Annotated in this window: 10 protein-coding genes; 4 read left to right on the top strand and 6 right to left on the bottom strand. The window is 69.6% G+C overall.

Features of this window, described 5'->3' with window-relative positions:
- Window positions 1-4 precede the first annotated feature (4 nt).
- Window positions 5-1261: a VanZ family protein gene (locus JJ691_RS35800; protein WP_211763967.1), complete on the top strand. Its 1257-nt coding sequence runs from the start codon at window positions 5-7 to the stop codon at window positions 1259-1261.
- Here the strand turns inward: JJ691_RS35800 and JJ691_RS35795 are convergent.
- The 6 genes from JJ691_RS35795 to JJ691_RS35770 form a co-directional block, all read right to left on the bottom strand.
- On the bottom strand, window positions 1205-1903 hold the full coding sequence (locus tag JJ691_RS35795; protein ID WP_211763966.1) for a dienelactone hydrolase family protein: 699 nt from the start codon (window positions 1901-1903) through the stop codon (window positions 1205-1207). The genes JJ691_RS35800 and JJ691_RS35795 overlap by 57 nt on opposite strands.
- An 11-nt stretch (window positions 1904-1914) precedes the next feature.
- Window positions 1915-2724 (bottom strand): alpha/beta hydrolase, encoded by an 810-nt coding sequence (locus JJ691_RS35790; protein ID WP_249227226.1) that lies wholly within the window; start codon window positions 2722-2724, stop codon window positions 1915-1917.
- Between the two features lie 19 nt (window positions 2725-2743).
- Window positions 2744-3232, bottom strand: a complete 489-nt coding sequence (locus JJ691_RS35785) for a DUF4232 domain-containing protein (RefSeq protein ID WP_211763965.1) — start codon at window positions 3230-3232, stop codon at window positions 2744-2746.
- Between the two features lie 70 nt (window positions 3233-3302).
- The gene (locus JJ691_RS35780) at window positions 3303-4361 is read right to left on the bottom strand and encodes a gamma-glutamylcyclotransferase family protein (RefSeq protein WP_211763964.1); all 1059 of its coding nucleotides are present in this window, start codon (window positions 4359-4361) and stop codon (window positions 3303-3305) included.
- Window positions 4362-4371: 10 nt separating this feature from the next.
- On the bottom strand, window positions 4372-5460 hold the full coding sequence (locus tag JJ691_RS35775; RefSeq protein ID WP_211763963.1) for an S-(hydroxymethyl)mycothiol dehydrogenase: 1089 nt from the start codon (window positions 5458-5460) through the stop codon (window positions 4372-4374).
- Between the two features lie 394 nt (window positions 5461-5854).
- Window positions 5855-6469: a helix-turn-helix transcriptional regulator gene (locus tag JJ691_RS35770; protein WP_211763962.1), complete on the bottom strand. Its 615-nt coding sequence runs from the start codon at window positions 6467-6469 to the stop codon at window positions 5855-5857.
- Between the two features lie 103 nt (window positions 6470-6572).
- On the opposite strand from JJ691_RS35770, the gene JJ691_RS35765 reads away from it, so the two are divergent.
- From JJ691_RS35765 to JJ691_RS35755, 3 genes are all read left to right on the top strand, one after another.
- Window positions 6573-9719 carry a bifunctional cytochrome P450/NADPH--P450 reductase gene (locus JJ691_RS35765; protein WP_211763961.1) on the top strand — a complete coding sequence of 1049 codons (3147 nt, stop codon included), beginning with the start codon at window positions 6573-6575 and terminating at the stop codon, window positions 9717-9719.
- Between the two features lie 167 nt (window positions 9720-9886).
- Complete coding sequence (locus JJ691_RS35760) at window positions 9887-10753, top strand: MBL fold metallo-hydrolase (protein WP_211763960.1); 867 nt, start codon at window positions 9887-9889, stop codon at window positions 10751-10753.
- Window positions 10754-11124: 371 nt separating this feature from the next.
- Complete coding sequence (locus tag JJ691_RS35755) at window positions 11125-12270, top strand: DUF222 domain-containing protein (protein WP_211763959.1); 1146 nt, start codon at window positions 11125-11127, stop codon at window positions 12268-12270.
- Window positions 12271-12403: the final 133 nt, after the last annotated feature.

Here is a 12403-nt window from a genome sequence, read left to right as displayed (position 1 = left end):
GTGGGTGGTGAACGCGTACCTGCTGCCGATCCGGACCGCGGCGCTGCTGTTTCCGTTGCTGGCGATGCTGTTGTTCGTGCCGACGGCGATCGTGCTCTACCGGCGGCACGGGGTGCTGACGGGATGGCGGGGGCTGTCGTTCGCGAGCTTCCTCTACTACTCGCTGGCGGCGTTCTGCCTGGTGATCGTGCCGCTGCCGAGCCGGCAGGTGGACGTCTGCGTGAAGTACGCGGACTTCCGGAACCCGCAGTTGGTGCCGGGCAACACCTTCTCGGACATCTGGAAGGAAGCCAAGGGCAGCGTCAGCCTGAACGCCCTGGTGCTGCACAACCCCGCGGTCTGGGAGACGGGCTTCAACCTGCTTCTGCTGCTGCCGCTGGGCATGTACCTGCGCTACCACTTCCGCCGCGGCTTCTGGACGAGCGCGGCGATCGGGCTGGGCGTGGCCTGCTTCTTCGAGTTCACGCAGCTGACTGGCCTGTGGGGCATCTACCCCTGCCCGTACCGGCTGTTCGACGTGGACGACATCATCGTCAACTCCCTGGGCTGCGTGCTGGGCTGGTTCCTGGCCGGCCCGGTCACCCGCTGGCTGCCCACATTGGACAGCATCGACGTCCGGGCGCTGGCTCGCGTGCCGGTGCCGTTCGGCCGCCGGATGCTGGCGCTGCTGCTGGACGCTGTGGGCTTCTTCTGCTGCCTGCCGTTCGCGGCGGGGGTGTGGTACCTGCTCGGCGGCCAGTCACTGGGCAGCGCGTTCCTGGTGGGGCTGCTGGTTTTTGTGGTCTGGTTCGTGCTGGCGCCATGGGCGACGGGGGCGACGGTCGGCAAGCACATTCTGCGACTGCGCTTGGTGGACTCCGACGACAAGCGCCCGGCGCCGTGGCGGCTGCTGGTGCGCGAGGTGCTGCTCGCGATCGCCTTCGTGCCACTGACTTTTGTCGCCATGCTGTCGGTGGTCGTGGTGGCGGTGTCGGCCGCACGCGTGGCGGAGGCCATGCAGAACCTGAAGCTGGAGACGCTGGTCGGCATCATCGAGGAACGGCCCAGCGAGGTCGCGTTCGCGGCGTTCGCGGTGCTGCTCAGCGTGGCGATCCCGCTCGGTTTCCTGCTGTTCGCCCGGCTGCACAACCGGCATCTCGGCCTGCACGAGCTGGCGTCGGGGGTGCGCAACGTGGCGCTGCCCCCGACGAAGGCGGCCCCGCCGTCAACTCCGGAGGTGCTGCCGGAAGAAAGCCAGGACACGACGCCAAGCGTCCTCTGACGACTCGTGGTGGTAGCCGAAACCCAGCACCCGGCTCAACGCGGCGGCCGGCAGCCGGTTGGCGAAGCTGTGCCCGGCCTCGGCGTACTCCTTGACGTCGTGCGGGATGTCCCGTTCCGCCAACGCCGCCTCCAGCTTGACCGCCGCGCCCTTGAGACTGGGGTCCTTGCGACCGAAGCTGGCCACCACCGGGCAGGCCCCGTCCAACAGCGCCAAGTCCTTGGGCAGCATGCCGTAGTACGGCGCTGAGGCCTGGAACCCGCGCGGCGCGGTCAGCAGCGCGAAGCCGCCGCCCATGCAGAACCCGACCACCCCGATCTTGCCGGTGCAGTCGCCCCGCCCGGCGATCAGCTTGCGGGCTGCCTCGATGTCGTCGAAAGCCGGCCCGCTGCCGGCGCTCAGGGACTTGAACACGCCGCGGATGCAGCGCAGCGCGCCGCCACGGGCGTACAGGTTCGGGACGATGGCGACATATCCGGCGGTGGCGAACCGGCCGGCGATCTGCCGCACGTCGTCGTTGAAGCCCAGCACGTCGTGTACCACGACAACGCCGGGCCAGGGGCCCTCGCCGGACACCTCGACCGAGGGGACCGCGAGATAGCCGTCGATGAGGCCGTTCGGGGTCGAGATCGTCAGCTGCACGACACCGGACGCTAGCCCTTGACCGCCCGGGCTGTGAAGGCCGCCACGTCGGTCAGCACCTCGTCCCGGTTGACCTCGTTGAACAGCTCGTGCCGGGCCCCGGGGTAGGTGCGCTCCTCGAAGCCGAGCCCGCGCACCCGGTCGGTGCCGGCCCGGGTGTCGGCCTGGTCCACCAGGTCGTCGCCGTCGCCGTGCAGCCACAGCACCGGCAGGTCGTCGCCGAGCGGGTGGTCGAAGCTGATCGTCTGCAGCAGCTGGTCCAGCGCCACCAGCGTGGGCCGCTTGAACGGGCCGTGCCACACCAGCGGGTCGGCCGCGTAGGCCGCGCCGACCGACGGGTCACGGGACAGCACCGCCGGGTCGATCGGCGTGTCCGGGATGTCGTCGTACTCCAGCAGGTCCAGCACCGGCCAGGTGCCGAGCACCGGCGCCGACAGCACCATCGCGGCCACCTTGCCCGGGTGTCGCTGCGTGTAGCGCACGGCGATCGCGCCGCCGAGGGAGTGCCCGACGAGCACCACCGGTAGGTCGGGGTGCCCGTCCAGGGCCGCCATCAGCACGGTGTCCACATCGGACACCACGTCCTCGAAGTCGCCGACCAGGGCCCGTTCACCGGCCGATCGGCCGTGCCCCACCAGGTCGGCGCCGACCACCATCGCGCCCATGCCGACCAGCGCGTCGGCCACGTGCTGGTAGCGCCCCAGGTGCTCGCCGTACCCGTGCACGAGAACGGCGAGCCAGCGGGCGTCCGGATTGGGCCAGGTGCGAGCCGCCAACTCGCCGCCGTGTCCGGACAGGGTCCATTCGATCGGTGGGATCACCGGTCCACTTCAGCACATCTCACAGCTTGTAGTAAGCGCTGGCGTCCATCCGGCCGTGCTGGCAGACGGGGCCGCCGGTCCAGGCCACGGTCAGCGGCTGGGTCTCGTCCGGCGGGATCGAGATCGCGGTGGCGGCGACGGGCTCGCACTGGGCGCCGGGCTCGTCGTCGGCCGGGACGGCCGTCCAGTGCAGGGTCATCGCGGCCTGCTGGCCTGGGGTCAGGGTGATCAGGCTCGGGCCCGGGTTGGCCGTCCAGGTCAGCTGGGTCGGTGCGCCGACCAGCGCGAATCCGCCGTGGCCGTAGAGCGTGCACGTGGCCTGGCTGGTGTTGGTGACGACGAACTGGATGTAGCGCTGGCCCGCGCCGGCGTCGGGACTGGCCAGCGCGGCGGCTAACGTGGTGTTGTCGCAGCGGATGGTTGCGGGCTGCGCGGACGCGATCGGCGCGAGCACTGTCGCCGCCGCGGCGAGCACTCCGGTTGCGACCAGAACGCGGTTGATGAACATGGGTGGACCACCTCCACCACCCAGACGCCCGCGAGAAGGCCTCGGTTGCCTTGGTTGATCCGGCAACTGCTCAGGCCGAGGCCCGCCACCCGGCCGGCAACACGGCCATGCCCTTGGTCGGCTCGGTCCACACGTAGGTCCAGCACACCAGGCCGTCCGGCAGCACGACCCGTATCCGCCGGTAGTCGGGCCCCTCGTATTTGTCCAAAGTGGACAGTGCGCGGCCGGGGGAGCGGATCGGCAGCACCCAGCCGGGGATCGAGTCCTCGCCGGCGAGTTCCAGTGCCGGATAGCCCATTCCGGTGTCGTAGAGCGTGCCCCGGATCGCCGCCCGGCGCGGCCGGCCGGTGACCATCGGCTCCAGCAGGTGCCAAGCCTCGTGTCCGGGCTGGAGCGTGCCGTAGACGAAAACCCGCTTCGGCCACGACTCGGGACTCGGCTCACCGTCCACGGTGGACGCCTTCAGGCCGTCGCTGCCGGCCCGGTTGCCGACCAGCCCCTGTGCGGCCGCCTGGTCCATGTCGGCGCAGCGCACCGGCTTGCCGCGGACCAGGATCGGCTGGCGCACCCGGTCCTCGGCCACGTAGGCCAGCACCCGGTCCACCACCGAGCCGTCGTCCAGCACGACCCGGCCGCTGCGCACCTTGGCCAGCCGGTAACGCCGGCCGCGGCCCTCACAGGCGTCCAGCACCCGCACCTGCTCGCGGTCGGCCATCCAGACCGCGTGCTCCTCGACCACGTCCTTGGCCGCCATCAGGGTGGCCGGCCGCTGGTCGTCCACCATGCGCAGGCCGGCGGCCCACACCGCGGCCAGGCCCTCGCAGCGGGCCCGCAGCACCACGACCGGGCCGGCCAGGCCGAGCGACTCCCGCAGCCAGGTGATCTTCGAGGGGCAGGCGTTGGAGCCGTAGGCCAGCACCGGCACCCGCTTGCTCATCGGCGCCGCGTCCCGGGCGGCCAGCCACTCGTCCAGGTCCTCCCCGGTGTGGTCGACGCGCCAGCCGGCCGGGCTGTGCCGGTCCGGTCGCAGTGGCGCGCCGACCCCGTCCAGGTGTGCGAACGACACGTCCGGCCGGGCGCCCGGATAGGGCGCTGCGGGAAACTCCTCGTCGCCGAACGGTGCTCGCACGTATTCAGTATTAGTCGAACACGACCACGCTGCGCAGCACTTCGCCTCGCCCCATGCGCTCGAACGACTGCTCTACGTCGCCGAGTCCGATTCGCTCTGTGACGAACTTCTCCAACGGCAGCCGGCCCTGCAGGTGCAGGTCGACCAACGTCGGGAAGTCCCGGGACGGCAGGCAGTCGCCGTACCAGGAGGACTTCAGCGAGCCGCCGCGGGCGAAGAAGTCGATCAGCGGCATGTCCAGTGTCATGTCCGGGGTGGGCACGCCGACCAGCACCACGGTGCCGGCCAGGTCGCGGCCGTAGAAGGCCTGCTTCCAGGTCTCGGGCCGGCCGACCGCGTCGATCACCACGTCCGCGCCGAAGCCGCCGGTCAGGCCCTGGATGGCTTCGACCACGTCGCCCTCGCGGGCGTTGACCGTGTCGGTGGCGCCGAAGTCCTTGGCCCAGTCCAACTTCCGCTGGTCCACGTCCACCGCGATGATCTTCGCCGCGCCGGCCAGCCGGGCCCCGGCCACCGCCGCGTTGCCCACGCCGCCGCAGCCGATCACCGCCACCGTGTCGCCGCGGCTGACACCGCCGGTGTTGATCGCCGCGCCCAAGCCGGCCATCACGCCGCACCCCAGCAGGCCGGCCACGTCCGGGCTCACCCGGGGATCGACCTTCGTGCACTGGCCGGCGTGCACCAGCGTCTTCTCCACGAACGCCCCGATGCCCAGCGCGTTGCTCAGCGGCGTGCCGTCCTTGAGGGTCATCGGCTGGCTCGCGTTGAACGTGTTGAAGCAGTACCAGGGCCGACCCCGGCGGCAGGCCCGGCAGTCGCCACACACCGCGCGCCAGTTCAGGATCACGAAGTCGCCCGGCTCGACGCTGGTCACGCCCTCGCCGACCACCTCGACCACGCCCGAGGCCTCATGGCCCAGCAGGAACGGGAAGTCGTCGTTGATGCCGCCCTCGCGGTAGTGCAGGTCGGTGTGGCAGACCCCGCAGGCCTGCACCTTCACCACGACCTCGCCCGGCCCCGGATCCGGCACGACGATCCGCTGCACGCTCACCGGCGCGCCCTTCCCGGACGCCACCACCCCGTCGACCTCGTACGGCATCGGCTACCACCTTCCGGCCTCGTCGCCCTTGATCGGCAGCCTCGCACTTCCATGCACACATCGCGACCCCCGCACGGGTTTTTGCCACCTGCGGTCCACAGGTGGCGCTGGGAGTCGAATGTGGTCCACATGTGGCGGAAAAGGGCGGGGGTGGGGTCACCGGAACGGGTGAGGTCGAGTGCATCTAGGGCGAGGTGGCGGGGTGGGGGCGCCGAGCGGGAGGGGCGCAAGATCGAGGAGGCGTGCGGGAAACTCGGTCGGATCGCCGATCAGCGGATATGGGAAAGCCAGCCAGGATCGCGCACGATGCGCGTCGGCACGATCCTGACCGGCTAGTCCAAAAAGCGTAGTGGGCTGGGTTATCCGTCGGTACCGGCGTTCCGGTGACATCGGGCTAGCGCGGCGGCCACGAGGCGGGGTCGAGCAAGCCCAACGAGTAAGCGCGGGCGACCAGCGCGGTGCGGTTGGGCACACCCAGCCGCTCCGAGAGCCGGGTCAGGTGGTAGTTCACGCCGTCGCCGGTGATGCCGAGTTCGGCCGCGACCGACGCCGAGGTCGCGCCGCCGGCGATCAGCCGCAGGATCTCCGACTCGCGGTCGGAAAGCTGCACGTCAGCGGGTACGGGTGTGATCCGCAGCGTGATCAGCAGGCCCGAGCCGCCGTCGTCGGACACCGCCTGCACGGTGAGCTCGCCGGCGCCGCCGCGGAACTGCACGGCGATCACGAGCCGGGCCCGTCCACCGTGCTCCAGCCCGGCGACCAGCTTGTCGAAGTCCCGGCGGACCTTGGGCTGGAAGTACTCCAGCACGTGCCGGTCGCGCAGCTGGGACGGCCGGGTGTCCAGGACCTCGGCCAGCGCGGGATTGGCCACGGTGATGGTGCCGTCCAGCTGGCAGATCGCGGTCGGCACCGGGGTGCGGTCCAGCAGCGCGAGGAAGCGGTTGCGCCACATGCCGGCACGGCGCTGCTCGGCCCGCAGCTCGCCCAGACCGTGCGCCGCTTCACTCACCGGGCAAAACTACAGGTTCTTGTAGTCCTTCTCGTAGCGCGCACCCGCCACCGCTGCCACGCTGATATGGAGCGATCAAGACTTCACGACCTGGGGAACCACCATGACAACCTCGATGGACACCACGGGCCTCCCGCACCCGGCCAACCGGATCCCAGTGGTCGGCGACGTGATCGGGACCTCGCCCAACACCCCGATCCAGGACGCCATGAAGCAGTGCCGGGAACTGGGGCCGATCTTCACCCGCAGCTTCTTCGGCAACGACGTCGTGTTCGTGGCCGGGGCCGACATGGTGGCCGAGGTGGCCGACGAGGACCGCTTCGCCAAGCACGTCGCGCCCTCGCTGGCCCGCATCCGGGCCATCGCCGGCGACGGCCTGTTCACCGCGTTCAACGACGAGCCGAACTGGCAGAAGGCCCACGACATCCTGCTGCCGGCGTTCTCGCTGCAGTCCATGCGCGGCTACCACCCGGCGATGCTCCAGGTGGCCAACCGGCTGATCGCCTCGTGGGACGAGCACCTGGGCCGCAAGCCGGTCGAGGTCGTCGACGACATGACCCGGCTGACCCTGGACACCATCGGCCTGACCGGCTTCGCGTTCGACTTCGAGTCGTTCCAGCGCCCCGACCCGCACCCGTTCGTGCAGGCCCTGGTCCGCGGCCTGGCCCACGCCCAGGCCAAGGCCCGCGAGCTGCCGTGGATCGGCCCGATCCTGAACAAGGGGGCCGACGAGCAGTTCGCCAAGGACGCCGAGTTCCTGGCCGGCGTGGTCGACGACGTCATCCGGGAGCGCAAGGAGTCCGGCGACACCTCGACCGACGACCTGCTCGGCCTGATGCTCAACGCGCCGCACCCCACCGAGGGCACGGTGCTGGACGACACCAACATCCGCAACCAGGTGATCACCTTCCTGATCGCCGGCCACGAGACCACCTCCGGCGCGCTCTCGTTCGCGCTGCACTACCTGGTCAAGAACCCGGCGGTGCTGGCCAAGGCGCAGGCCGAGGTGGACGCCCTGTGGGGCGACCAGGACAGCCCGCAGCCCAGCTACGAAGAGGTCGGCAAGCTGCGCTACGTCCGCCAGGTGCTCAACGAGGCGCTGCGAATGTGGCCGACGGCGGCCGCGTTCTCCCGCGAGGCGATCGTGGACACCACCATCGGCGGGCACCCGATCAAGAAGGGGCAGTGGGTCGTGGTGCTCGCCCCGATGCTGCACCGCGACGCGGTGTGGGGCGACAACGTGGAGGCGTTCGACCCCAGCCGGTTCGACCCGGAGCGGGAGAAGGCGCGCCCGGTACACGCGTTCAAGCCGTTCGGCACCGGCGAGCGGGCCTGCATCGGCCGGCAGTTCGCGCTGCACGAGGCCACCCTGCTGCTGGGCATGATCATCCACCGCTACCGGCTGCTGGACACCTTCAACTACCAGTTGAAGATCAAGGAGACGCTGACCCTCAAGCCGACCGGCTTCCGGCTCGACCTGGCCCGCCGCACCGAGCGCGTCCAGCCGGTGCAGGCCGCGGCGGCCAAGGAGGCCACGCAGACGGCCGGCCGGGCCAAGCAGGGCACCACGCTGACCGTGCTGCACGGCTCCAACCTCGGCACCTGCCGGGCGATGGCCCGCCAGCTGGCCGACGAGGGCGAGGACCGCGGCTTCACCGCCGTCGCCGCGCCGCTGGACGAGTTCACCGGCAAGCTGCCCACCGACGGCCCGGTGGTGGTGGTCGCCGCGTCGTACAACGGAAAGCCGACCGACGACGCCGCGCAGTTCGTGCCCTGGCTGAACTCCGCGACCGACGACCTGTCCGCGGTGTCGTACGCGGTGCTCGGCGTCGGCGACCGGAACTGGGCCGCCACCTACCAGTTCATCCCGACCCAGCTGGACGCCCGGTTCGCCGAACTGGGCGCGACCCGGCTGGTGGACCGCTGCGAGGCCGACGCCTCCGGCGACCTGACCGGCGACATCGAGGCCTGGAGCGACAAGCTGTGGGGCGAGCTGCTGACCAAGTACGGGGACCCGGACGCCGCGCCGGTCGTCGAGGACACCTCTGACCGGCTCTACGACGTGCGGGTGATCACCGGCCCGGTGACCGCCGCGCTGGACGCCCGCTACGAGGTCGGGCCGATGACCGTGCTGGCCAACTCCGAACTCGTCGACGTCGAGAGCCCGATGGGCCGGTCCAAGCGGCACCTGCGGATCCAGCTGCCCGAGGGCGTGACCTACCGGACCGGCGACCACCTCACCGTCGTGCCGGACAACCCCGAGGACCTGGTGGCCCGGGTGGCCGCCCGGTTCGGGCTCAACCTCGACCTGGTCGTGGCGATCAACCCGCGGCAGAAGACCCGGCGGGCCATCCCCGTCGACCGCCCGGTCACGATCCGCCAGCTGCTCACCCACTTCGTCGAGCTGCAGAACCCGGCCACGCCGGCGCAGATCAAGGTGCTGGCCGAGTGCAACCCGTGCCCGCCCGAGAAGGCGGCGCTGGAGGCGATCACGGAGACCGAGCAGAGCCTGCTCGAGCTGCTGGAGCAGAACCCGGCCTGCCAGTTGGCGCCGGAGATGTTCCTGGAGATGCTGTCGCCGATCCAGGCCCGGCACTACTCGATCTCGTCCTCCGCGCTGGCCAAGCCGGGCGAGGTGGAGCTGATCGTCGGCGTGCTGTCCGGCCCGTCGCGCACCGGATCCGGGGAGTTCCACGGGGTTTCCTCGTACTACCTGTCCCGGCTGGCCGCCGGCGACCAGCTGCGGGCCCGGGTCGACCCGGCCCGGGCGGCCTTCCAGGCGCCGGCCGACACCACCGTGCCGGTGATCTACGTCAGCGCCGGCACCGGCCTGGCCCCGTTCCGCGGCTTCATCGGCGACCGGGCCGTGCAGGCCGCCTCGGGCAAGGAACTCGGGGCTGGGCTGTGCTACTTCGGCGTGCGGCACCCCGACGTCGACTACCTGCACCGGGCCGAGCTGGAGGCGGCCGAGCAGGCCGGCGTCATCTCCATGCGGCCGGCGTTCTCCCGGGCCGAGGTCGACGGCGTCAAGTACGTGCAGGACCGGATCGCCGCCGACGGCGACGAGGTCTGGGCCGCACTGGAAGCCGGCGGGCGGGTCTACATCTGCGGTGACGGCAAGGGCATGGCCCCGGCCGTGCGGGAGGCGTTCAAGACCATCCACCGGGCCCACGGCAGCGGCGACGACCAGGAGTGGCTGGACGGTCTGATCGCCGAGGACCGCTACGTCGAGGACGTCTGGGCCGGCTGATCCGGCGCGCCCGCACAAGGCCGGTTTCGGTTCGCCGAAGCCGGCCTTTGTGTTGCGCCCCAACGGATTGATCTTGTAGAGCAGCGTGTTTCGGTAAAGTCAACACTTTCTTTTCGGTGGAATTCACTGGTACTCCTGGATTACCGACTTTTTCCAGGGGGATAACCATGACTGGTTGGTATGTCGACGATCGCTGCACGAACTGCGACGTGGCCCGGCAGTTCGCGCCGGGGCTGATCGCCGACGTGGGCGGGACGTCCGTGGTGGTCCGGCAGCCGGAGACCGAAGCCGAGCTGCGGGACCTGCACGCCGCGGCCTACGCGTGTCACACGCGGTCCATCCGTCATCCGGACAAGCGGCTCGATCCCGACCTCGACCCGTTCCCGATGGAGCTGGACGACAACCTGTTCCACTGTGGACACAACTCCCGACAGACCGCCGCCGCGAACTCGTACCTGCTGCGGCGCGACACCGGCAACCTGATGATCGACACGCCCCGGTGGAGCCCCGGGCTGGCCGACCGGTACGAGAAGCTCGGGCCGGTCACCGACGTGCTGCTGACCCATCGTGACCACGTCGCCCACGGCCGGCAGTACGCCGACCACTACGGGGCCCGGCTGTGGATCCACGAGGACGACCTGGACTCGCGGCCGGATGCCGACGTGATCATTCGTGGCCTTGATCCGGTCGAGGTGACGCCGGGCGTGATCGTGCATCCGTTGCCGGGGCACACCAAGGGAAGTGTGCTCTACGTCGCGGACGACAAGTACTGCTTCACGGGGGACTCGTTCTACTGGTCGCGGACCAGTGCGGACCTTGAGGTGGCGGAGGCGGTCACCTGGTACGACATCCGGGTGCTGGCCGAGTCGTTGGCGAGGGTTGCGCCGAAGATCCGGTTCGAGTGGGTGTTGGCGGGCCACGGGGACCGGATGCGGCGGTCGGTGGAGGAGATGGCGGCGCGAATGGCCGGGTTGGTGGAGCGGACGGCGAAGTTGGAGCCTCGGGCGGTGGATTTCACGGCTACGCGGTGGTGAGTGGGTGTTGGCGGTGGGTGGGGGGTTGATTCGCGCTACTCCCTTACCCGCCACCCCCTGTTATTAGGTTGTGGAGGGGGTTGGGTTTGCTGTGTGGCGAGGGTGAGTGGGAGCGAATTCTGGTGTTGCTCCGGGTGGATTTTGCGTGGAGCCTCTGGGCGATGGCAATCGAGGCAATCATCGGGCAGGCTCCGCCTGCCTCGATTCGCCGGACGAGCGTACGCCATCGCCCCCCTCCACGCAAAATCCACCCTCCAAGGTTAGGGTGGGCGGTGGTTGGGTTCGTGGGGTCGGGTTTGCGATTATGCATGAAACTCGAATTCACTCGTTAGTGATTCGAGTTATATCTTTGACGGGCGTATTCTGGAGGCATGGAAGAACTCACCCGAGAGTTGGAGAGTGGAGAGCCTTGCGGGGCTCTGCTGGATCTGCTCATGGGTGTGGATCTCAACGCTCTGACCGCCGATCGGCAGGTGACGGCGTTCATTCTGACTCGGAAGATCAAAGCCTTCGTCGATTATGTGCAGTTGTCGATTCTGCGGGATGTGGAGGACACGGCTGAGATGGCGATGGCGGTGCATGAGCCGGAGCAGTCGGTGGTCCGACAGAAGCGGTGCAGCGAGGTGTTGGACCGGTTGCCTCGGCTGTCGGAGCTGCTGCGGCGCGGGGAGTTGGATCTGCGGCGGCTGGAGACCGTGGACGAGCGGATCGTCAACCTGCCCACCCCCGCCATGATCGCCGAAGTCGAAGACGAACTGGTCGAGGCAGCCCCGAAGCTGACCCGCACCCAGCTCGCCCGCCGGACCACCGGACTGGTCGCGAAGGTCGATCCGACCGGGTACGACCAGCGTCGTCTGAAGGCCAAGCAGGAGCGTCGGGTCGAGTTCACGCCACTCCCGGATGGCATGGCCCAGCTACGGATCACCCTCACGGCCTTGGATGCTCGTGCCGCCTACGACGTCCTGGCTCAGGATGCGCGGGCCCTGGTCAAAGACGAGCGCAGCACTGACCAGAAACGAGCCGACGCCTTCCTGGACCGGTTCCTGGGGTACGGGGTGGACCGCAAGGTCAAAGTCCACGTCACCATCTCGCTAGAAACCCTGATGGGCCTGACCGAAGACCCCGGTCTGCTCGACGGCTACGGCCCCATCGCCGCCGACTCCGCCCGCGAACTGGCCATGCACGCCCCCTGGCGCGGCCTCCTGCTGGACCAGTACCGCCGCGCCTCCGAACTGAGCACCGACACCTACCGCCCCACCACCCGCATCAAGGAATTCGCCGAACTCAACGCCGGCGGCACCTGCTCAGCCCCCGGCTGCACCACCCCCATCCAAGAACTCGACCACACCATCCCCTGGCCCGCCGGCGACACCAACGCCACCCAACTCAAGGGCTACTGCACCCATCACCACCACCTCAAACACGGCAACCACACGGTCACCCTGGATTCCGACAACACCCTCCACTGGATCACCCCGCTAGGCCGCCACTACATCACCACGCCCCACCAATACTGACCCCGGCCCCACCCGTTCTTTGACAACTCCACAGCGAAACGAACCAAGGGAAACCAAAGCCCGAAAACCCCTAAGAACCTGAACCCCAACCCCCGTTCCAACCACGCCATCCCTCGACCTCAAGCCTCCCCCA

Origin of the sequence: Kutzneria sp. CA-103260 (assembly GCF_018263855.1) — a bacterium.
Classification (GTDB): domain Bacteria; phylum Actinomycetota; class Actinomycetes; order Mycobacteriales; family Pseudonocardiaceae; genus Kutzneria.
Note: the sequence above shows the minus strand (reverse complement) of the source record. Positions and strands in the feature narration are given on the sequence as shown.